This is a genomic window from Streptomyces sp. NPDC012510 (assembly GCF_042955065.1).
Classification (GTDB): domain Bacteria; phylum Actinomycetota; class Actinomycetes; order Streptomycetales; family Streptomycetaceae; genus Streptomyces.
Map to the genome: position 1 here is coordinate 45,169 of NZ_JBIBEN010000002.1, position 22,954 is coordinate 68,122.

14 protein-coding genes and 1 pseudogene are annotated in these 22,954 nt (G+C 70.3%); 5 read left to right on the plus strand and 10 right to left on the minus strand.

All coding sequences use genetic code 11. The features are described 5' to 3' along the window. Both ACFY9I_RS03090 and ACFY9I_RS03095 read left to right on the plus strand, forming a co-directional pair. A partial coding sequence (locus ACFY9I_RS03090; protein WP_390995893.1) for an ATP-binding protein occupies positions 1-2,868 on the plus strand: 2,868 nt, incomplete at its 5' end. Then, positions 2,865-3,010 (plus strand): annotated as a pseudogene (locus tag ACFY9I_RS03095) (response regulator); the annotation flags it as partial. The gene ACFY9I_RS03090 and the pseudogene ACFY9I_RS03095, both read left to right, overlap by 4 nt. An 83-nt stretch (positions 3,011-3,093) precedes the next feature. Here ACFY9I_RS03095 and ACFY9I_RS03100 read toward each other — a convergent pair. After that, complete coding sequence (locus tag ACFY9I_RS03100; RefSeq protein ID WP_390995896.1) at positions 3,094-4,971, minus strand: AMP-binding protein; 1,878 nt, start codon at positions 4,969-4,971, stop codon at positions 3,094-3,096. 301 nt (positions 4,972-5,272) lie between these two features. Then, a complete protein-coding gene (gene lepA / locus ACFY9I_RS03105; RefSeq protein WP_390995898.1) occupies positions 5,273-7,141 on the minus strand; it encodes a translation elongation factor 4 in 1,869 nt (622 codons plus the stop codon). Positions 7,142-7,414: 273 nt separating this feature from the next. Here lepA and rpsT point away from each other — a divergent pair, with 273 nt between their 5' ends. Beyond that, on the plus strand, positions 7,415-7,681 hold the full coding sequence (rpsT, locus tag ACFY9I_RS03110; RefSeq protein WP_390995901.1) for a 30S ribosomal protein S20: 267 nt from the start codon (positions 7,415-7,417) through the stop codon (positions 7,679-7,681). A gap of 458 nt (positions 7,682-8,139) precedes the next feature. Here rpsT and holA read toward each other — a convergent pair whose 3' ends face one another. The 8 genes from holA to leuS all read right to left on the minus strand — a co-directional run bounded on the left by holA (position 8,140) and on the right by leuS (position 19,417). Then, entirely contained in the window at positions 8,140-9,126 is a 987-nt protein-coding gene (gene holA / locus ACFY9I_RS03115; protein WP_390995904.1) for a DNA polymerase III subunit delta, read from the minus strand. Between the two features lie 84 nt (positions 9,127-9,210). Further along, the gene (locus ACFY9I_RS03120; protein ID WP_390995907.1) at positions 9,211-9,456 is read right to left on the minus strand and encodes a hypothetical protein; all 246 of its coding nucleotides are present in this window, start codon (positions 9,454-9,456) and stop codon (positions 9,211-9,213) included. A gap of 264 nt (positions 9,457-9,720) precedes the next feature. Beyond that, the gene (locus ACFY9I_RS03125; RefSeq protein ID WP_390995909.1) at positions 9,721-10,539 is read right to left on the minus strand and encodes an arylamine N-acetyltransferase; all 819 of its coding nucleotides are present in this window, start codon (positions 10,537-10,539) and stop codon (positions 9,721-9,723) included. Between the two features lie 4 nt (positions 10,540-10,543). Beyond that, a complete protein-coding gene (locus tag ACFY9I_RS03130) occupies positions 10,544-13,117 on the minus strand; it encodes a ComEC/Rec2 family competence protein (protein ID WP_390996989.1) in 2,574 nt (857 codons plus the stop codon). An 86-nt stretch (positions 13,118-13,203) separates the two neighbouring features. After that, positions 13,204-14,484: a helix-hairpin-helix domain-containing protein gene (locus tag ACFY9I_RS03135; protein WP_390995910.1), complete on the minus strand. Its 1,281-nt coding sequence runs from the start codon at positions 14,482-14,484 to the stop codon at positions 13,204-13,206. A 121-nt stretch (positions 14,485-14,605) separates the two neighbouring features. Then, positions 14,606-15,451 (minus strand): DegV family protein, encoded by an 846-nt coding sequence (locus ACFY9I_RS03140; protein ID WP_390995913.1) that lies wholly within the window; start codon positions 15,449-15,451, stop codon positions 14,606-14,608. 80 nt (positions 15,452-15,531) lie between these two features. Further along, positions 15,532-16,314 carry a hypothetical protein gene (locus ACFY9I_RS03145; protein WP_390995915.1) on the minus strand — a complete coding sequence of 261 codons (783 nt, stop codon included), beginning with the start codon at positions 16,312-16,314 and terminating at the stop codon, positions 15,532-15,534. A 223-nt stretch (positions 16,315-16,537) separates the two neighbouring features. Beyond that, entirely contained in the window at positions 16,538-19,417 is a 2,880-nt protein-coding gene (gene leuS / locus ACFY9I_RS03150; RefSeq protein WP_390995917.1) for a leucine--tRNA ligase, read from the minus strand. Between the two features lie 492 nt (positions 19,418-19,909). On the opposite strand from leuS, the gene ACFY9I_RS03155 reads away from it, so the two are divergent. Further along, positions 19,910-21,250, plus strand: coding sequence for a cytochrome b/b6 domain-containing protein (locus ACFY9I_RS03155; protein ID WP_390995920.1), 1,341 nt, complete (start codon positions 19,910-19,912; stop codon positions 21,248-21,250). Continuing rightward, positions 21,247-22,863: an NADH-ubiquinone oxidoreductase-F iron-sulfur binding region domain-containing protein gene (locus ACFY9I_RS03160; RefSeq protein WP_390995922.1), complete on the plus strand. Its 1,617-nt coding sequence runs from the start codon at positions 21,247-21,249 to the stop codon at positions 22,861-22,863. The genes ACFY9I_RS03155 and ACFY9I_RS03160 overlap by 4 nt, the downstream gene beginning before the upstream one ends. Positions 22,864-22,954: the final 91 nt, after the last annotated feature.

Genomic DNA, 22,954 nt, shown 5'->3' on the forward strand with positions numbered 1-22,954 from the left:
AAGTCCACCATCAACACGATGGTCGACCAGCTCTCCGCCTTCGCCGACGAGGTCACCCGCGTCGCCCGCGAGGTCGGCACCGAAGGCAACCTCGGCGGTCAGGCCCAGGTCCGGGGCGTCTCCGGCGTCTGGAAGGACCTCACCGACAACGTCAACTTCATGGCCCTCAACCTGACGTCCCAGGTGCGGAACATCGCCCAGGTGACCACGGCCGTGGCGAACGGCGACCTCTCCAAGAAGATCACCGTCGACGCCCGCGGCGAGATCCTCGAACTGAAGGACACCGTCAACACGATGGTGGAGCAGTTGCGCGCCTTCGCCGACGAGGTGACGAGGGTGGCCCGGGAGGTCGGCACCGACGGCGCACTCGGCGGGCGGGCCCGGGTGCTGGGTGTGTCGGGTGTCTGGCGGGATCTGACCGACAACGTCAACTACATGGCGGACAACCTGACGTCGCAGGTCAGGAACATCGCCCAGGTGACGACGGCGGTGGCGAACGGCGACCTCTCCAAGAAGATCGACGTGGACGCGCGCGGCGAGATCCTGGAGCTGAAGACCGCCATCAACACGATGGTCGACACCCTCTCCTCCTTCTCCTCCGAAGTCACCCGAGTCGCCCGCGAGGTCGGCTCGGAGGGCCAACTGGGCGGTCAGGCACGGGTGGAGGGCGTCTACGGCACCTGGAAGCGCCTGACGACCAACGTGAACGAGCTCGCCCTGAACCTGACCACGCAGGTCCGCGCGATCGCCGAGGTCGCCTCCGCCGTGGCCCAGGGCGACATGTCCCGCTCGATCACGGTGGAGGCGCGCGGTGAGGTCGCCGAGCTGAAGGACAACATCAACCTGATGGTGGCCAACCTCCGTGAGACCACCCGCGCGAAGGACTGGCTGGAGTCCAATCTGGCCCGTCTCGCCGCCCTGATGCAGGGCCACCGCGACCTGATGGAGGTCGCCGATCTGATCCTGCGCGAGCTGACCCCGCTGGTGAACGCCCAGTACGGCGCCTTCTACCTGGCAGACCCCGACGAGGACGGCGCTGCCCCGCTTCCGGTGGCCCCGACCAAGGGCCTCGCCTTCATCGCGGGCTACGGCTCGGCGCAGGGCGCGACCGTCGAGACCGGTGGCCTGCCCGTGCACGGCCTGGTCGCGCAGGCCGCCCGCGAGAAGAAGCGGATCCTGGTGGAGGAGGCGCCACCCGGCTACATCAAGATCAACAGCGGCCTCGGCGAGGCATCCCCGTCCAGCGTCGTCATCATCCCGATCCTCTTCGAGGACAAGCTCCTCGGGGTGATCGAGCTCGCCTCCTTCTCGCGCTTCTCCGATGTCCATCTGGCGTTCTTCGACCAGTTCGTGAACACCATCGGTGTCGCGATCAACACGATCATCGCCAACTCCCGCACGGAGTCCCTCCTCGGCGAATCCCAGCGTCTGGCCATGCAGCTCCAGGAGCGTTCCGACGAACTCCAGGAGCAGCAGGCGGAGTTGCGGCACTCGAACGCGGCACTGGAGGAGAAGGCGGCCCTGTTGGCGACCTCCTCCCAGTACAAGTCGGAGTTCCTGGCGAACATGTCCCATGAACTGCGCACCCCGCTGAACTCCTTGCTGATCCTGGCGCGGCTGCTCTCCGACAACCCGGACGGCCGTCTCACCGACCAGGAGGTGCAGTTCGCGGCCACGATCCACCGCTCGGGCTCGGACCTCCTCCAACTGATCAACGACATCCTGGACCTCTCGAAGATCGAGGCCGGCCGGATGGACGTACGCCCGAAGCGGCTCCCGCTGATCAAGCTCCTGGACTACGTCCACGCCACGTTCCGCCCGCTCACCCTCGACCGGGGCCTGGCCTTCGAGGTGGCGGTCGGCGAGAACGTGCCGCGCGAGATGTACTCGGACGAACAGCGCCTGCAGCAGATCCTCCGCAACCTCCTCTCCAACGCGATCAAGTTCACCGCGTCGGGCCGGGTCGAGCTGAAGGTCGACCGGGTCAAGGACCCCGACCACCGCTTCACCCGCGAGGACCACGCCGAGGTGATCGCCTTCGCGGTCTCCGACACCGGCATCGGTATCGCGCCCGAGAAACTCCCGGTGATCTTCGAGGCGTTCCAGCAGGCCGACGGCACCACCAACCGCAAGTACGGCGGCACCGGCCTGGGCCTTTCCATCAGCCGTGAGATCGCCGGGCTGCTGGGCGGCCGCATCATCGCCGAGAGCGTCCCCGGCAAGGGCTCGACCTTCACGCTGTACGTCCCCGTCTTCAGCCCCGGCCACGGGGTGACGGGCTCCGTCGCCGAGGAGCGCGGCAGCCTCGTACCGGAACAGCTGACCACCGAGCCGTATCCCGCCCCGCACGACACCGACGACACCTGGCCCGCCCCCACCAAACTGGAGGCCTGGCAGGCGGGGCGCGCGGGACAGGTCCTGCCCGGCCGCCGGGTGCTGATCGTGGACGACGACATCCGCAACGTCTTCGCGCTCACCCACGTCCTCGGCCGTGTGGGCATGCCCGTCCTCTACGCGGAGAACGGCCGTGAGGGCATCGAGACGCTGGAACGCAACCCCGACGTCGAACTCGTCCTGATGGACATCATGATGCCGGAGATGGACGGCTACGAGGCGATCTCCGCCATCCGCCGCACCCCGCGCTGGGCGGGCCTGCCCATCGTCGCCCTCACCGCCAAGGCGATGCCCGGCGACCGCGAGAAGTCCATCGCCCGCGGCGCCAACGACTACGTCCCCAAGCCGGTGGACGTCGACCAGCTGCTCACGGTCGTCTGCGCGGTCCTGGACCCGGAAGCCGCGCAGGGCCCTGCGAGCGCCGGGCCCTGCCCCGAGAAACGCACCGAAGAGAACGAGGCACCCTCACCATGACCGCTCAGGACCGGACCGGCCGAAGCGCGGGCATCCTCCTCGTCGACGGCATGGAGGACAACCTGATCGCACTGGAGGCCGTCCTGGCATCCCTCGACGAGCCGCTGGCCTCCGCGCCCGTTCGGGCGAGGAGGCCATGAGGTGACCCAGGGGCGCGGGGAACCGCGCGACAAGCCCCACGGTCCCGCAGTCGCCATCGCTTCCCGTCACCCCGCGCGGAGGGCGCTACGCCTCGCGCGTACCGACGTACATGTCATCGATCAGATGCTGGTACTCCTTCTCCACCACCGGCCGCTTCAACTTCAGGCTCGGCGTCAGCTCCCCGTGCTCCACATCGAGGTCACGCGGCAGCAGCCGGAACTTCTTGACCGTCTGCCACCGCTGCAACCCCTCGTTCAACGTCCGCACGTACCCCTCGACGAGCTCCACCGTCGCCCGCGACGAGATGACCTCCTCGTACGACTTCCCCTCCAGCCCGTTCTCCGCGGCCCACCCCTGGATGGACGCCTCGTCGAGGGCGATGAGGGCCGTGCAGTAGTTACGGTCCGCGCCGATCACCATGACGTTGGACGTGAACGGGCACAGTGCCTTGAACTGCCCCTCGATCTCGGTCGGTGCGATGTACTTGCCACCGGACGTCTTGAAGAGGTCCTTCTTGCGGTCGGTGATCCGCAGGTACCCGTCGGGCGACAGCTCCCCGATGTCCCCGGTGTGGAACCACCCGTCGGCCTCCAGGACCTCCGCGGTCTTCTCGGGCAGCCCGTGGTAGCCCTCCATGATGCCGGGGCCGCGCAGGAGGATCTCGCCGTCGTCCGCGATGCGCACCTCGCAGCCGGGCAGCGGCTTGCCGACCGTGCCGGTGCGGAACGCCTCGCCCGGGTTCAGGAACGAGGCCGCGGAGGACTCGGTCAGGCCGTAGCCCTCCAGGATGGGGATGCCCGCGCCGGCGAAGAAGAAGCCGATCTCGGGTGCCAGCGCCACCGAGCCGGAGATGCAGGCCCGCAGCCGCCCGCCGAAGGCGTCCCGCAGCTTCTTGTAGACCAGCGCGTCGGCGACCTTGTGCTTGGCCTCCAGCCCGAACGGTACGGAGGCGGTACCGGTGCGACGGAAGTTGTCCTGGCTGACCTTGGCGTACTCGCGGGCGACCCCCGCCGCCCACTGGAAGATCTTGTACTTGGCCGGGCCGCCCGCTCGCGACTTGGCGACGACGCCGTTGTAGACCTTCTCGAAGATGCGCGGCACGGCCGCCATGTACGTCGGCTGGACGACCGGCAGATTCTCGATGATCTTGTCCACGCGGCCGTCGACGGCGGTGATGTGCCCGACCTCGATGTGTCCCGAGAGGAGCACCTTGCCCATGACGTGCGCGAGCGGCAGCCACAGGTACTGCACGTCCGCAGGCTCGAGCAGGCCGGTCGCGCCGATGGCCTTCGCCATGTACGCCCAGTTGTCGTGCGGGAGGCGGACGCCCTTGGGGCGGCCGGTGGTGCCGGAGGTGTAGATGAGGGTGGCGAGCTGGTCCTTGGTGATCGCGCCGACCTTCTCCTTCACCAGGTCGGGCTTCTTCTCCAGATAGGCGGCGCCGCGCTTCTCCAGCTCGGCCAGGGAGAGGACCCAGTCCTCCGAGAGGTCCGCACCCTCGGGGTCGATGACGACGACATGGGTCAGCTCGGGCAGCTCGGCCTTCTTCTCACGGGCCTTGTCGAGCTGCGCGGCGTTCTCGGCGATGAGGACGCGACTGCCGGAGTCGGACAGGATGTACGCGGATTCCTCGGCGTTGGTCTGCGGGTAGACCGTGGTGTTGGCCGCGCCCGCGCACATGATGCCGAGGTCGCACAGGATCCACTCGATCCTGGTGGCGGAGGACAGGGCGATGCGCTGCTCCGGCTGCACACCCAGCTCGACGAGCCCGGCCGCGATGGCGTCGACACGTTCGGCCGCCTGCGCCCAGCTCAGCGACTTCCACTCGGAGGGGCCCTCACCGGAGGCGGGGGGCACGGGATAACGGAACGCCTCGGCGTCCGGCGTGGCCGCCACACGCTCCAGGAAGAGGGCCGCCATGGACGGCGGACGGTTCTCGATCAGGGTCTGTGTGTCGCTCACGACATCCTCCGGGGCACGCGACAGTACAGCTGGCTCACGGACTGTGCGGCTGGCTCAAAGCGGCTGTTGTTTAACTCGCGAGTAACCATCGAGTGGTGATCAGGGTAGAGCGCGGTTGGCTGGTTCGTAAGGGGCGGCGGGCCGTCACTTTCCACCGAGAACTACCGTACGAAGACGCACCGGCGCCGCCCGGAAGACCCGCGGGCCCGCCGCGTCGAAACGCGACGGGCCCGCGCTCTGCCCGAGTTTCCGGGGGTAACAGCCGCCGCCCCCGGCGGTCGGCGGCGATCGCCGCCGATGGCTACTTCTTGCCCTTGCCACCGCCGGCGCTGTCGTCGCTGGACAGCACGGCGATGAAGGCCTCCTGCGGAACCTCCACGGAGCCCACCATCTTCATCCGCTTCTTGCCCTCCTTCTGCTTCTCCAGCAGCTTCCGCTTACGGGAGATGTCACCGCCGTAGCACTTGGCGAGGACGTCCTTGCGGATGGCGCGGATGGTCTCACGGGCGATGACGCGCGACCCGATGGCGGCCTGGATGGGCACCTCGAAGGCCTGTCGGGGGATCAGCTCGCGGAGCTTGGCGACGAGCCGCACACCGTAGGCGTACGCCGCGTCCTTGTGGGTGATCGCCGAGAAGGCGTCCACCTTGTCGCCGTGCAGCAGGATGTCGACCTTGACGAGGCTGGAGGTCTGCTCGCCGGTGGGCTCGTAGTCCAGCGACGCGTAGCCGCGCGTCTTCGACTTGAGCTGGTCGAAGAAGTCGAAGACGATCTCCGCGAGCGGCAGCGTGTAGCGGATCTCGACCCGGTCCTCCGAGAGGTAGTCCATGCCGAGCAGGGTGCCGCGCCGGGTCTGGCACAGCTCCATGATCGAGCCGATGAACTCGGTCGGGGCGAGGATCGTGGCGCGTACGACGGGCTCGTACACCTCGTTGATCTTGCCCTCGGGGAACTCGCTCGGGTTGGTGACCGTGTGCTCCGTGCCGTCCTCCATGACGACGCGGTACACCACGTTCGGCGCGGTGGCGATGAGGTCGAGCCCGAACTCGCGCTCCAACCGCTCCCGGATCACATCGAGGTGCAGCAGCCCGAGGAAGCCGACGCGGAAACCGAAGCCCAGCGCGGCGGACGTCTCCGGCTCGTACACGAGCGCGGCGTCGTTGAGCTGGAGCTTGTCGAGCGCGTCACGCAGTTCGGGGTAGTCGGACCCGTCCAGCGGATACAGCCCGGAGAAGACCATCGGCTTGGGGTCCTTGTATCCCCCCAGCGCCTCGGTCGCCCCCTTCACCTGGCTGGTGATCGTGTCACCGACCTTGGACTGCCGGACGTCCTTCACCCCGGTGATGAGGTAGCCCACCTCACCGACGGCCAGCCCGTCCGCAGGAAGCATCTCCGGCGAGTTGGTCCCGATCTCCAACAGCTCGTGCGTGGCACCGGTGGACATCATCCGGATCCGCTCGCGCTTGTTGAGCTGCCCGTCGATCACACGGACGTACGTGACCACGCCCCGGTAGGAGTCGTACACCGAGTCGAAGATCATCGCGCGGGCGGGCGCGTCCTTCACGCCGACCGGCGCCGGGACCTCCGCCACGACCCGGTCGAGCAGCGCGTCGACGCCCACACCCGTCTTGGCGGAAACCTTCAGCACGTCCGCGGGGTCGCACCCGATGAGGTTCGCCAGCTCCTCGGAGAACTTCTCCGGCTGCGCGGCCGGCAGATCGATCTTGTTCAGTACGGGGATGATCTTGAGGTCGTTCTCCATCGCCAGGTAGAGGTTGGCGAGGGTCTGGGCCTCGATGCCCTGGGCCGCGTCCACGAGGAGGACGGTCCCCTCACACGCCGCCAGCGACCGCGACACCTCGTACGTGAAGTCGACGTGCCCAGGCGTGTCGATCATGTTGAGGATGTGCGTGTTGCCCGGGTCGTCGGTCGGCGCCCAGGGCAGACGCACCGCCTGGGACTTGATCGTGATACCGCGCTCACGCTCGATGTCCATGCGGTCGAGGTACTGAGCACGCATCTGCCGCTGCTCGACCACACCGGTCAGCTGGAGCATCCGGTCGGCGAGCGTGGACTTGCCGTGGTCGATGTGCGCGATGATGCAGAAATTGCGGATCAGAGCCGGGTCGGTACGGCTCGGCTCGGGCACATGGCTAGGGATCGCGGGCACGCAGGGTCCTGATTCTTGAGGCGTCCGCAGCCGTCTGCGGTCTCGGGTCGGATCTAGCGGGTCTGTACGAACGGGTCTATACGTAGGCTCCATGGTCCCACGGGTGGAGAACTGCGACCGGTTTGGGCCGACCGGTGGGCTACTGGTAGCGTGGACGGCTGTGTCTCATGCCCTCTCAGCAGGAGGCACACCCCAAGAAAATCAAACGGTGGCTGAGGCATGTCCCGTGTAGCTCGGATGTCCTCGTCCACCTGTAGCTGAAAAGGCTCATTCGTGGCGAACATCAAGTCCCAGATCAAGCGGAACAAGACCAACGAGAAGGCGCGCCTTCGCAACAAGGCCGTCAAGTCGTCGCTCAAGACCGCCATCCGCAAGGCCCGTGAGGCCACTGCCGCGGGTGACGTCGAGAAGGCCACCGAGTACCAGCGCGCTGCCGCGCGTCAGCTCGACAAGGCCGTCTCGAAGGGCGTCATCCACAAGAACCAGGCCGCCAACAAGAAGTCGGCGCTTGCTTCCAAGGTCGCTTCCCTCAAGGGCTGAGCTCTTTCTTTGATCTGACAGTCGGCTGGACCCAGAGCGGGCCCTCTCTCATCCGCTCCCACCCGGCACCCCCGGACCCGTACGCGGCCTGCGTTCGCCACGCGGGTACAGGTCCACCATCGTGAACCGAGGCCCCGTCCTCCCCCCTTCCCCAGGGGGGAGGACGGGGCCTTCGGCATGAGAACAGGCGACCGCCCCCGGGGAGGACAGGCCCGAAGGGCCGTCCCCCAGGGGCGCGAGGAACTGCGCGACAAGCCCCCACCCAGTCGCACACCCGCACCCGCACCCGCACCCGCACCCGCACCCGCACCCGACAAACGATCCCACCCACCCCGCATCCGCACGGGGCGAAGGCGCAGCGCCCCTGGGGATGGGACGTGGATGCGACGTGGATGGGACGGGCAGGGACGGGCAGGGACGGGCAGGGACGGGCAGAGGCGGCGGGGGCGAGGAAAAACTCAGCCTCGCCGAGACCGAGCCGCCCGGGCGATCGTCACGACCGCCTTCTCCAACGCGTACTCAGGATCGTCCCCCCCGCCCTTCACCCCCGCATCCGCCTCGGCCACCGCCCGCAACGCCACGGCGACCCCATCCGGCGTCCACCCCCGCATCTGCTGCCGCACCCGATCGATCTTCCACGGCGGCATCCCCAGCTCCCGCGCGAGATCCGCCGGCCGCCCACCCCGTGCCGATGACAGCTTCCCGATCGCCCGCACCCCCTGGGCCAACGCACTGGTGATCAACACCGGCGCCACCCCGGTGGACAACGACCACCGAAGTGCCTCCAGCGCCTCCGCCGCCCGCCCCTCGACCGCCCGATCGGCGACCTCGAAGCTCGACGCCTCGGCCCGCCCGGTGTAGTACCGCCCGACCACCGCCTCGTCGATCGTCCCCTCGACATCCGCGACCAGCTGCGACGCCGCGGACGCCAGCTCCCGCAGATCACTCCCGATCGCGTCGACGAGGGCCTGGCACGCCTCGGACGTGGCGGACCGCCCGAGCGCCCGGAACTCCCCCCGCACGAACGCCAGCCGATCTCCCGGCTTCGTCATCTTGGGGCACGCCACCTCCCGCGCCCCCACCTTGCGCGCCGCGTCCAGCAGCCCCTTCCCCTTGGCCCCGCCCGCGTGCAGCAGCACCAGGGTGATCTCCTCGGCGGGAGACCCGAGATACGCCTTCACATCCTTGACCGTGTCGGCCGACAGATCCTGCGCATTGCGTACGACCACGACCTTCCGCTCCGCGAACAGCGACGGACTCGTCAGCTCGGCCAGAGTGCCGGGCTGCAACTGGTCCGAGGACAGATCACGCACATCCGTGTCGGCATCGGCGGCCTTCGCGGCGGCCACCACCTCCCGCACGGCACGGTCGAGCAGCAACTCCTCCTGCCCCACGGCGAGCGTCACGGGGGCGAGGGGATCGTCATTCGCAGTCTTCTTGGCCATCGCCCTCAGCATCCCACGCCCCACCGACAACCCGACCGCCCACCGACCGGCCCTCGCGGCACGCCTGCCCCCTGCGCGGGAGCTCTACGGCTCCTCCCTCCACCCCTCCCACTCACCCGCGAACTCGTCCAGCGCCACCGGATCGAGCCGCTCCCGCTCGTCCCGCAGCACCACCAGCCACTGCGCGTCCTCGGCGTCGTCCTCCCCGGCCAAGGCGTCCCGCACCACCTGCGGCTCCTCATCCAGCCCGAACCGCTCCCTGAGCGCCTCGACAACCTCCTCAGCCGCACCACGGTCCGGCAGCACCAACACATGCCTCACATCACTCACGCCCCCCATCTTCCGCCACCGCCGATCTCGCGCCGAAGCCGGTGGGTGAAGCGACGCAGGAGGTCCAACGTCTCTCGGAACATGGGTTTGACGGTTTACCCGCCCTGCAACCGCGCCTTCCGCCGGCCGGGACCTCCACGACGACGGACGTATCACCGCCCTCGGCTCCGGCGCCCGGTTCCGGGCCGCCGGGGTGCTGGCCAAGCAGTACCGGCTGCGCCGCAACTCCGAGCGCCTCCACGCCAGAACCGACCAGTACACGGCCTAACCCACCCCGTGCCCCTCCCTCACCTCCGGCACCCGGTCCAGCGTCATCCCGAACCGCTCCCGGTACGCCGACAGCACCTCCGCGTCCGAGCTCAGCTCGGTCACCTCGCGGGCGCCGTCCGCCGACGTGACGGTGAACGTGCGGCCGCTGAGAGTGATCCGCCCGCCGTCCTCGGCGAGCCGGGAGCAGACCAGCGACCGGGTGAAGTGCGAGGCCGGTGAGGTGCTGTGCCACCACGCCCCGGCCACGAAGTCCCCGAGCACCCTCGGCCGCGTCTCCAGGCAGTACTGCGGCTTGCCGTCCCGCAGTACGTCCAGGTCCCCGAACTCCCCTCCCTCACTCTCCCGGTCCGCCTCGACCACCCGGAACGTGCCGCCCGGATCCTCCTGCTCCCCCCTGGCCCCGAACTCCAGCGGACAGTGACTGTTCGCCCCGAACCCGACATCGGCCAGCCAGTCACCCCCGTCCACCGTCCGCACCCGCAGCGCCAGATGGTCGTACGGGATACCGAGCCGCCCCTCCTCGCCGTACACCCGCGCGGCCAGCAGCGTCACGTCGTAGCCCAGTGCCGCGAGCAATGCCCCGAACAAACCGTTCAGTTCGTAGCAGAAGCCGCCCCTGCGCCTCCCGACCACCTTGTCGAGCAGCCGCCGCTCCTCCAGGACGATCTCCTCCCCGAGGTGGATCGACAGGTTCTCGAACGGCACCGCCCGAAGATGGCGCAGGTGCAGTTCACGCAATACCTCGACGGTGGGCCAGGCCGGATGCTCGACCCCGAGACGGCGCAGGTAGGCATCACGCTCTGTGGTATCCATGGGTTCAGTCTCTCGCCACCAGCAACTCCTTCGCCGTACCAGCGACGGCGATCGCGCCGTCCTCGTCCGTACGCAGCACCGTGGCACCCCCGGCCCGCAGCGCCGCGACCGTACTGGGCGCCGGGTGTCCGTACGGGTTGTCCGCACCGACCGAGATGAGCGCCAGACTCGGGGACACCGCCCCTATCAGGCCGGGGTCCTGATAGGCGGACCCATGATGGGCGACCTTCACCACGTCCACGGCTCCCAGGAACGCGGCTTCCGGAGACCTCGCCAGTTCCCGCTGGGCGGGTGGTTCCAGGTCGCCGAGGAGCAGCAGGGTCAGCCCGGCCGAGCGGACGAGCATGGTCACACTGGCGTCGTTCGGCCCGTCCGGTGCGACCGCGTCGGCCGGCGGCCACAGCACCCGCCACGAGAGGTCCCCGGTGCGCCGCTCCTCTCCGGCCACCGCCCGTGTCAACGGAACCCGCCGGGCCTCCGCCTCCCTGCGGACGAACGCCGCCTGATCCGCGGGCTCCTCGAACCCCGTCGCCGCGATCGCCCCGACCGAGCGCCCCCGCAGCACCCCTGCCAGCCCCGCCACATGATCGGCGTGGAAGTGGGTGAGGACGACGAGCGGGATTTCGGTGATGCCCAGTGCCGTCAGACAGCGGTCGACCAACACCGGATCGGGACCGGCGTCCACCACCACCCCGGCACCGTCGCCCGCCGCGAGGACGGTCGCGTCTCCTTGCCCCACATCGCACATCACAAACCGCCAGCCGGGCGGCGGCCACCCCGTGATCACCCTGGCCAGGGGCGGTGGCTGCACCACGACCAGCAGAAACACCACCAAGCAGACGCCCACGAGCCAGGGATGGCTCACCAGCCGTCGCCCCACGAGCACGACGACCACGGTCACGAGCGTGAGCAGCAGCGCGCCCGTCCAACTGCCCGGCCAGTCCACTCCCGCGCCGGGCAGGGAAGCCCCTGAGCGCGCGATGTCCGCGATCCAGCCGGCGGGCCAACTCGCGCACCAGGCGAGGCACTCGGCCACAGGCATCGCCACCGGGGCCGTCGCCAGCGTCGCGAAGCCCAGCACCGTGGCCGGTGCCACCGCGAACTCCGCCAGCAGATTGCACGGCACCGCGACCAGACTCACCTTGGCCGACAGGACGGCGACCACCGGAGCGCACACCGCCTGCGCGGCTCCCGCCGCCGCCAGCGCCTCCGCCGGACGCGGTGGCACCCGACGCCGCTGGAGCGCCGCACTCCAGCGCGGGGCGAGAGTGAGCAGGGCGCCGGTGGCGAGGACGGACAGCAGGAAGCCGTAGCTGCGGGCCAACCACGGGTCGTACAGCACCAGCAGCAGGACCGCCGTCGCCAGCGCGGGGATCAGGGACCTGCGCCGGCCCGTGGCGATGGCCAGCAGCGCGATCGACCCGCAGGCCGCCGCCCGCACCACGCTGGGGTCCGGGCGGCACACGATCACGAAACCGAGTGTCAGAGCGCCACCGGCGAGTGCGGTCGCCCGCAACGGAATCCCGAGCCGGGGCGCTAGCCCCCGCCGCTCGGCCCGCTGCGCCAGCCCCGGCGGCCCGATGAACAGGGCCAACAGAATCGTGAAGTTGGCGCCGCTGACCGCGAGGAGATGAGTGAGGTCGGTCGCCTTGAACGCCTCGTCCAAGTCGGCCGGCACCCGGGAGGTGTCCCCGACGACGAACCCCGGCAACAACGCCCGCGCGTCCGCGTCCAGCCCGTCGGTCGCCTCCCTGAGCCCCGCACGCAGCCGTCCGGCGAGCCGTTGCACCGCGCTCGCTTCCTCCACCGTCTCCGGCGCCGCACCACCCCGCACCCGCAGCACGGCCGCCACCCGGTCGCCCCCGACCATCGCCGGCACGACCTGCGCCTCCACCCTCAGCCGCGTGGACGGCAGCAGCGACAGCCAGGACGAACCAGCGCGAGGGGGGCGATCCCTCTCCGCGTCGACGATGACCAGCACCGGCGTTCGCGTGTCGACGACTGCCCCGTCCGGACTTCTCACTCGCCGTACCTCGGCCTCCAGGAGCACGGCGGTAGGGGCCGCGTGGTTGCCCTTGATCCGCGGGCTAGTGAGGCGCGGGTCGGAAGTCAGCTCGACCTCCGCCGTCACTCGCGCGTACTGCCCGGCGAGGTCGGGGACGGGCCCTCGCCGCAGATCCACCCCATGCAGCCCTGCGAAGGTGGCGGCAGCGCCGGCACACAGCAGCACGGCGGCGACGGACACCTGCTTCCAGGCCTTACTTCGCCCTGGCCCTGGCCCTGGCCCTGTCCTGTGTCCCTGTCCCTGCTCCCGTCCCCTTCCCCGCCCTGCCTCTCGCCCTCGCCCTCGATCTCGCCGTGGCCCTCGCCCTCGCCGTGGCCCTCGCCCGGTGATCAGCAGGGCGACACCCACGACCACACAGATCACGGCCACGCCCGCGACCCACTCGGGCGACGCATGGACCGTCAGTGCCGCCGTCCCCCACGCGGCCAGCGCCGGCGGCACGAGCCGCAGATCCGCCGGCCCCTCCTGCCTGGGGTGCGCGGCGCCGAGCCGGCTCCCGGACGCCGCGTGCACCGCGGGACGCGCGGGAGCACCCGGCGCCCCGCCCGCCACCGGTAACGGCACCTCCACCGATGGCGGCGCCCCCTCCTCCGTCCCCCTCATGGCCGTACGAGGTTCCGCAGGTCGGCGAAACGACGATCGCCGATCCCGTTCACCTCACGCAGTTCGTCGACCGAGCGGAAGCCGCCGTGCTGGGTGCGGTAGTCGATGATGTGCTGGGCGAGGACCGGGCCGACGCCGGGCAGCGTGTCCAACTGGTCGGCCGTGGCCGTGTTGAGCAAGACGGGCCCTGTGGGAGCCGCTCCGGCGGCCACTCCGCCGGACCCAGCCGCACCACCACCCCCGCCTCCCGCTCCACCGCCCGGCGCGGCCCCCGACCCGGCCGCCGACGCCGGACCGCCGACCAGGACCTGCTCGCCGTCGACGAGGAGACGCGCACGGTTGAGCCCGTCGGTGTTCGCCCCCGGCCGTACACCGCCCGCCGCCCGCAGCGCGTCGGCGACCCGGGAGCCGGCCGGCAACCGTCGAATCCCCGGGCTGCGCACCTTCCCGCTGACGTCCACCACGATCGAGGGGGCGGCCGTGGAAGCCGGCGCCCCTGCCGCCGCGCCCGGCACAGCCGCCCGGCCGTGCCCGGCTTCATCGAACGAAGCCGCCGGGCCCCCAGAAGCCCCGGGGGCCCCGACCACCCCTGGAGCCCCTGCCCGCACCACCTCGGGCGCGGCGACCGGCTGGGTCCGGCCCGCCCAGAAGTGCTGTGCCGCGAACACCGCCGCGACGACGAGCACCATGCTCAGCGCCACGACGCTCTTCCGTTCGATGCCGCACCTCACCTGCAGCCACAACGGCAACCGCTCCCGCACGGCCGGCCCGACCCGCTCCCGCCACGGGCCCCTCGCCTCCCGGCCGACAGCCCCGCCCTCGGCGCCGTCGTCGACCTCACGCCCCCTCGCGACCCCGCCCTCCACACCACGTCCGCTCGCGGCCCTGCCCGCGGCCACGGCAGCTCCAGCAGCCGCGTTGTCCACGACGGCGGCACCAGCGGCAGCGCTGTGCCCGACGGCAGTACCAGCGAGCGGGCTGCGCTCGGCAACACGACTGTCGACGTGATCACGCGCTCCGACCCCGGCGACACCAACCGCAACCCCCGTCCGCGCCCTGGGCACTTCCGGCGGCCCATGCCCCGGCTCCCCCGTCGGCGCGGCCCTCTCGGGAAAGAGGGCCTCCGTGCGCAGACGCAGCGCCTCCGCCGAGGCCTGGCGGCGGCCGGCCCTGCCTCGGGGCCGCCGCGGGCGGTGCCGGGCGCGCCCGTCGGAGGACGGGCCCCGGCCCGGGCCACTGGTGACTGTCGCGCTGCGTGAACGTGATCGAAGTGCCATGCGACGAGGATGGGGCAAGCCCGCCCACTTGCGATGATCTTGCTCAATACCCGTGGATTACTACGCGGTTGTGGATAACTCCGTCACCCACACGAGTGATAGAAGCAAGGGACAACACTCTTCACCTAGGCGAGACGACAACCGCCAGCAATCCGGGACCCGTATGCGCCCCGATCACCGCCCCCACCTCGCTCACATGCAGCTCGGCCAGTCCGGGCACCCGACCCCGCAGCCGTGCCTCAAGTGCGGAAGCCCGCTCGTGGGCGGCGAGATGGTGGACGGCGATGTCGACCGGCGCGGTCCCCGCCCGCTCGGCGACGATCTCCTCCAGCCGGGCGATCGCCTTCGACGCCGTACGGACCTTCTCCAACATCTCGATACGGCCGCCGTCGAGCTGCAGCAGCGGCTTGACCGCCAGCGCGGAGCCGAACAGTGCCTGTGCCGCGCCGATACGGCCGCCCCGGCGCAGATAGTCCAGGGTGTCGACGTAGAAGAACGCGGACGTCCCCGCGGCCCGCTTCTCGGCGGCCGTGACCGCCTCGTCCACCGTGCCGCCCGCCTCCGCGGACCCGGCTGCGGCCAGGGCGCAGAACCCGAGGGCCATCGCGACCATCCCGGTGTCCACCACGCGCACGGGCACGGGGGCCTCGCGCGCCGCGAGCACAGCCGCGTCGTACGTGCCCGAGAACTCGGCGGACAGATGGAGGGAGACGATGCCGGTCGCACCCGACTCCGCGACCCTGCGGTAGGTCTCCGCGAACAGCTCGGGGCTGGGGCGCGAGGTGGTGACGGACCGTCGCTTCTGCAGTGCCTGGGCCAGGGACCGCGCCGAGATCTCGGTGCCCTCCTCGAGCGCCTGACCACCTACGACCACGGTCAACGGCACCGCGGTGATGCCGTGACGCTCCATCGCCGGCGGCGGCAGGTAGGCCGTTGAATCGGTGACGATCGCGACATGGCGGGACATGAGCTGGAGGTTACCCGTCGAGGCTCACCGGCGGCAGCCCGGCCCCTCCCACCTGCGACCGCGCGGACCGGCCGACCGTCTCAAGTCGTGCTCTCCGGGCGGGGCTTCTTCTGCCAGGGGTACGTCGGCCGCGCGCTCGGCGGCGTGATCGCGGGCTTCGGAGGCTCCTCACCACTGCGGGACGCACCACTGCGGGACGCACCACCGCGGGACGCACCACCGCGCGGCTCCCCGTCATGGGCTTCGGGAGTCTCCTGCCAGGTCTGCCCCGTGGAGGCCGTGGGTTCGGGCTTCGGCGCCTCGGGCCAGACCGACGCGGGCTCCGTCGTCCAGTGCCGCAGGGCACCCGCCTCGACATCGATCTGGGCGCTGAGCGTGTCCAGGTCGTCCTCGGCGAACTTGCGGGCCCGGTCGTGCGCCGCCCAGCGCAGCGAGTCGGCGGACTTGATGATCCGCTCGGTGCGCTCGCGCAGCGCGGGCAGCCGCTGGGTCAGCTTGGCACGGTCCGGCTCCGGCTCCAGGCGCCGCAGTTCGTCGTCCAGCTCCCGGCCGTGCTTGCTGAGCTGCTCGAAGAGGGCCAGGGACTCCTTCAGGGACTCGTCCTCGCCCACCCCCGCCCGCAGCGCCTCCTGGGTGGCCCGCATCGAGTTGCGCAACTTCAGGCGGAGGTCGGCCAGTTGCCCGACCGGGCCCGGCTGGGCCAGGCTTCTGGCGCGCAGGGTGGTGTCCTCGACGGTCCGCTTGGCCTGGGTGATCGTACGGTCCACGCCGCGCTTGGCCGCGCCGACCGCCTTCACCGTGGCGTACACGCCCAGCCCGAACAGCACGAAGAACAGGGCGACGACTGCGATGACGGCTTCCACGACGCGCTCCTCCTCCGACCGGCACGGGCATGTGCTGCGGCGCTCTTCCACGGTAAACGCAACAGGCAGGTCCCAGGTTCCATCGGAACCCGGAACCTGCCCGTAGGGGACGACCCTGAACCACCACCGACCGACACCCGGACCACCACCGACCGGCAGCGGCACGTCTACCAGCGGCTACCCCAGGTCACCACCCGGTCTCGGGGCGACGCCCCCACCGCACTCATGTGACGATGTTCACCAGCTTCGGCGCCCGCACGATCACCTTCCGGATCGGTGCCCCGGCCAGCGCCGCGACCACCTTCTCGTCACCCAGGGCCACCTTCTCCAGCTCCTCCTCGGAGATGGTCGGCGGCACCTCCAGCCGGGCCTTGACCTTGCCCTTGATCTGGACAACACAGGTGACGGCCTCGTCGACGACGTACGCGGGGTCGGCGACGGGGAAGTCCCGGTGGACGACGGAGTCGCTGTGGCCCAGCTTGCGCCACAGCTCCTCGGCGATGTGCGGGGCCAGCGGCGCGACCAGCAGGACCAGGGACTCGGCGACGGAGCGGGACACCGGGCCGCCCACCTTGGTCAGGTGGTTGTTCAGCTCGGTGACCTTGGCGATGGCGGTGTTGAACCGCAGGCCCTCCAGGTCCTGGCGGACACCGTCGATCGCCTTGTGCAGCACCCGCAGGGTGTCCTCGCCGGGCTCGGTGTCGACGACCGTCACCTCACCGGTGGCCTCGTCGACGACGTTGCGCCACAGCCGCTGCAGCAGCCGGAACTGGCCCACCACCGCGCGCGTGTCCCAAGGCCGGGAGACGTCCAGCGGACCCATCGCCATCTCGTACAGGCGCAGGGTGTCGGCGCCGTACTCCGCGCAGATCGACTCGGGAGTGACCGCGTTCTTGAGGGACTTGCCCATCTTGCCCAGCAGTCGGCTGACCTTCTCGCCCTGGTAGTAGTGGGCGCCGTCGCGCTCCTCCACCTCGGCGGCCGGCACCGCGAAGCCACGGCTGTCGCGGTAGACGAAGGCCTGGATCATGCCCTGGTTGAACAGCTTGTGGAACGGCTCCGCCGACGAGACATGCCCCAGGTCGAACAGGACCTTGGACCAGAAGCGCGCGTACAGCAGGTGCAGCACGGCGTGCTCGGCGCCGCCGACGTACAGGTCGACACCGCCGTGCGGCTGCCCCGCGCGCGGGCCCATCCAGTACCGCTCGATCTCCGGGTCCACCAGCTTCTCGGAGTTGTGCGGGTCCAGGTAGCGCAGCTCGTACCAGCAGGAACCGGCCCAGTTGGGCATGGTGTTGGTCTCACGGCGGTACGGGCGCGGGCCCCGGCCGTCGCCCAGGTCCAGCGTGACGTTCACCCAGTCGGCGTTGCGCGACAGCGGCGTCTCGGGCTGGGTGTCGGCGTCGTCCGGGTCGAAGGTGCGCGGCGAGTAGTCCTCGACCTCGGGCAGCTCCAGCGGCAGCATCGACTCGGGCAGCGAGTGGGCGACGCCGTCCTCGTCGTAGACGATCGGGAAGGGCTCGCCCCAGTAGCGCTGGCGGCTGAACAGCCAGTCGCGCAGCCGGAAGTTGACCGTGCCCACGCCGATACCGGACCGCTCCAGCCACTCGGTGACGCGCGCCTTGGCCTCGACGACGCCCAGGCCGTCCAGCGAGACCCCCTCACCGGCGGAGTTGACGATCTTCGCGTCGTACGACACGAAGGCCTCGTCCCACGTCGAGGTGTCGGTGCCGCGACCGTCGGTCGGCTCGACCACGCAGGCGATCGGCAGCTCGAAGGCGCGGGCGAAGTCGAAGTCGCGCGAGTCGTGCGCCGGGACGGCCATGATCGCGCCGGTTCCGTAGCCCATCAGAACGTAGTCGGCGATGAAGACGGGGACCTTCTGGCCGTTGACCGGGTTGGTCGCGTACGAGCCGATGAAGACGCCGGTCTTGTCCTTGGCCTCGGCCTGCCGCTCGACGTCGGACTTCGAGGCGGCCTGCGCGCGGTAGGCGGAGACGGCGTCGGCGGGGGTGGCGTGACCACCGGTCCACACGTCGTGGGTGCCCTCGGGCCAGGCGGCCGGGGTGAACTTGTCGACCAGCGGGTGCTCGGGAGCCAGGACCATGTAGGTCGCGCCGAACAGGGTGTCGGGGCGGGTGGTGAAGACCGTGATGTTCTCGCCGTCGATGGGGAAGTCGACGCGGGCGCCCTCGGAGCGGCCGATCCAGTTGCGCTGCTGCAGCTTGATGGCCTCGGGCCAGTCCAGCTCGTTCAGATCGTCCAGCAGACGGTCGGCGTAGGCCGTGATCCGCATGTTCCACTGGCGCAGCTTGGCCTTGAAGACGGGGAAGTTGCCCCGCTCGGAGCGGCCGTCGGCGGTGACTTCCTCGTTGGCCAGCACGGTGCCCAGGCCCGGGCACCAGTTGACCGGCGCGTCGGAGGCGTACGCCAGGCGGTACTCGCCCAGGACGTCGGCGCGTTCGGCGGCGCTCAGGGCGCTCCAGGAACCGCCGCCCGGCAGCGCGCGCTCACCGGACTCGAACTGGGCGACCAGCTCGGCGATCGGGCGGGCCTTCCTCGCCTCGTCGTCGTACCAGGAGTTGAAGATCTGCAGGAAGATCCACTGGGTCCACTTGTAGTAGTCCGGGTCGATCGTGGCGAACGACCGGCGCTTGTCGTGGCCCAGACCCAGCCTGCGCAGCTGGGACTTCATGTTGCTGATGGCGGCCTCGGTGGTGACCCGGGGGTGCTCGCCGGTGGCCACGGCGTGCTGCTCGGCAGGCAGGCCGAAGGCGTCGAAGCCCAGGGTGTGCAGGACGTTGTGGCCGGTCATCCGCTGGTAGCGGGCGAAGACGTCGGTGGCGATGTAGCCCAGGGGGTGACCGACGTGCAGGCCCGCACCGGACGGGTACGGGAACATGTCCATGATGAACTTCTTGGGCCGGGCGGCCAGCTCCCCGTCGCCCGCCAGGTCACCCTTCGGGTTCGGCGCCGCGTACGTGCCGTCCGCGTCCCAGAAGTCCTGCCAGCGTGCCTCGATCTCGGCCGCGACGGCGGCCGTGTAGCGGTGTGGCGCGGCATCCACCGGTACGCCTGTGGCAGCGGGGTTCGTCTCGCTCATGATCCTCAAAGCTCCATCGATCGTCTCTGCCAGCGGGCTATTCGTCCAGGAAACGAAAAATCCCCTCGCACAGGAGGGGACGCCGCGCCGATTCCGACCACGCCGTTCATCGGCGGTCGGGACTGATCAGCGCGGCTCGCTAAGCAGAAGGCGTACGGCACGCATGGGGTCAGGGTACCGCAGCCCTCACGGCCACCGCGACGAGGTTCCGGGCAGCCAGTGGACAGGAACCAGCGGTGTGTCAGCCACGGGATCCGGCCAAATAAGTTGAACTTTATTCAAAACTTACTTCGCGTAACAACCACTAAGGGACATCACAGATGTGAGATTGCCCCTTGATAACAACGCAATAACTCAAACCTCGTACCGCCCGGTACGGCACCACTTACAGTTCGACGACGGGACCGCTTTCCCGAACTGTTCGGAGTTGCCCCCATGAACCCTCGTCGCAGTAACAGCTCGCTGCCCCAAACAGGCCGCTCGGCCTATGGGATGGCCACGGCTGCCGCTCTGCTGCTGATACCCGTAAGTGTGCTGGTCGGAGGTGACGCGTACCGCGAGTTTCTCGACTTCGGCGCGGGCGTTCTCTCGCTCGTCTCGCTGACGTGCTCGGTGCTCTGGGGTCTCGTCGCCCAGGACCGCACGCTCCTCAACACGCGCCAGCGGATCATCGGTCAGGCCGTCCACCGGACTACCGCGATCGCCTCGGTCGCCTTCCTCGTGCTGCACGTCACGGTGAAGCTGGCGCTGGACCACGTCTCCGCGCTCGCCCTGTTCCCCTTCGCCCTCGGCGTGACGGGGTCGGGCGCACTCATCGGCTTCGGCGCGACCGCCGGATCCCTGATGCTCTTCGTGGCCATCACGGGCGCACTGCGTAGCAACTTCGCCTCTCCCGCACCGGTCGCGGCACGCTGGCGCACGATGCACATGATGGCCTACCCGGCCTGGTGTTTCGCGCTCGTGCACGGACTCTACGCGGGTCGAGAAGCGAAGCCGATCTTCGTGATCCTCTACTCCGTCGGCCTGATCGTCGTCGCCGGCGCCCTGCTGCTGCGCGCCGCCCCCCGCTCGGTCAAGCGGCAGGTGGTCGACCGGGTCACCGCGATCCTGGGCACCGACGGCCAGCGTCCCCCCGAGGTCGACGAGCTCATGAAGTCCCGCAGCGCCCTGCAGGGCTTCGACGAGCCCGGCGGACGACGCGAGGGCGGCCGGCGCGACGGTGGACAGCGCGACGGGATGCGGGACACCGGCCAGTTCCCGCTGCCCGGCTTCGGCGGCGGCCAGGGCCTCGCGCCGGGCGACCCGCTGGTGCCCCCGCAGCGCGCGGCGGCCGACAGCGGCCCCGGCTTCGCGGCCGCGTACCGAGCGGTGTCGATGACCCCGCGCTCCCCGGAGCCCACGGCGCCCTATCTGACCCAGCAGCAGCCTCTGGACATGCAGCCCACCCAGGCCATGCCCCGGATGGACGACGGCTCGACCACAGGGAGCACCCGTTGGCCGGCCCCGTCCCCGCCGCCGGTCGGCGAGGCGCCCCCGTCGGCGTACGACCCGATGCAGGACACCTTCGCCGGACAGCCGCTGGGCGGGCAGACACTCGGCGGGCAGACGTATCAGGGCCAGGCGTACCCGAGCCAGACCTACCAGGGCGAGACGTACAACACGGGAGTCTCGGAAACTTCCTACGGAACGGCTGAGACGAACGCCCCCTACGGCACGTACATCCCGAACGACACGTACAACAGCGGTCCCGCCACTGAAACGCTGCCCGGCTACGACTACGACCCGCCGAGCTCAGGCGAACCCTGGAACGCGCCTTCCGGAGGCTTTAAGTGAACGAGGCCCTTCCCGACGTCCCCGAAGTCCGAGTGGTGGGGCTCCCCCAGCTCACCTCGGGCTTCGACCTCGTCGAGAGACTCGACCTCCCCATGCACCTCAAGGTGCACGGTCCGCTCGAACCGATGGGTGGCGAGCAACTCGCCCAGCTCTCCGAGCGGATCAACCTGAAGGGCAGGGGCGGCGCGGGCTTCCCGTTCCACAGGAAACTGCGGTCGGTCGCCGAGTCGGCCATCAAGCGCGGCATCCGGCCCGTCGTGGTCGTCAACGGCAGCGAGGACGAACCCGCCTGCCGCAAGGACACGGTGCTGATCAACCGTGCACCGCACCTCATCCTGGACGGCGCCCTGCTGGTCGCGGAGGCCCTGGGTGCCCGCCAGTTGGTCATCGGGGTGACACGTGAATCCACCCAGCGCTCCATGGAGGCCGCGCTCGCCGAGCGCGGCCTGAGCAACCGGCGGGGCGCGGCCATCCGCGCGAGCGTGCAGCGCAACCCGGTCCGGATGGTCACCGGCGCCGCCGCGTCGCTGATCCGCTCGATCGACGGCGGTCCGGCCATCCCGCCGGGCCGCAAGACCAGCGCCTCCAGGAGCGGTGTCGGTGGCGCGCCGACCCTGCTCTCCAACGCCGAGACCTTCGCCCAACTCGCCATCGGCGCCCGCATCGGCTCCGAGCGGTACGGCAACACCGGCCTGTACGACGAGCCGGGCACCGTCATGCTCACCGTCTCCGGCGCGGTGGCCCGTCCCATGGTCATCGAGGCGCCCACGGGCGTGCCGCTGCGCTACATCCTCCAGCTCGCGGGTGCCCCGCCGGTCCCCCAGGGAGTGCTGACCGGCGGCTACCACGGCAAGTGGATCGACGCGGCGACCGTCAACGAGGCGGTCGTCTCGCGCAACTCCCTGGACGCGGTGGGCGGTGCGCTCGGCGCGGGCGCCATCCTGCCCATCAGCCAGGAGACCTGCCCGCTCGGCGAGTCGCTCCAGGTCGCCAAGTGGCTCGCCGAGGAGAGCGCGGGACAGTGCGGCCCTTGCTACCTCGGTCTGCCCGCCGCCGCGCGTGGCATGGAGGACATCCTCAACGGCGGCGGTCCGGCCGCCCTGGAGGCCCTCAAGCAGGTCGCGAAGAACGTCAAGCGACGCGGGGCGTGTTCGCACCCGGACGGCTCCGCCATGTTCCTGGAATCGACCATCAAGGCGTTCACGGACGACCTCGCCGCGCATGTCCTCGGCAACGGCTGCGGACGGCCCGTGGAGGGCGTGCTGCCGCTCTTCGAGGGCGGCAGGATGCCGACCGGTATCCCGGGCGGAGCCGGCGAGGAGGAGAACGGCGCCAGCCGCCAGAAGATCTTCGTCGACTGGACCCTCTGCCGGGGCCACGGCCTGTGCGCCGACATCCTCCCGGAGGTCTTCCAGCTCGGCGCCGACGGCTTCCCCACCGTCGCCCAGGCGAAGGTTCCCCAGTACGCCGAGGCCAAGGCCCTGCGTGCGGTGCGGCGCTGCCCCGCGCTCGCCCTGCGCATCGAGGAGGACAACCGCGCCGCCGCCCCGTCCCGCAACCTCCCGGTCCTCTCCCAGGGCCGTGGCCGCCGGGCGCTGGGCAGCGGTCGCTGAGCCGAGCACGGCGAAGGGGGTCACCGATCCGGTGGCCCCCTTCGCCGTGTCCGACGCACCGTCAACAACGCGAAGACCCCATCCGATCGGA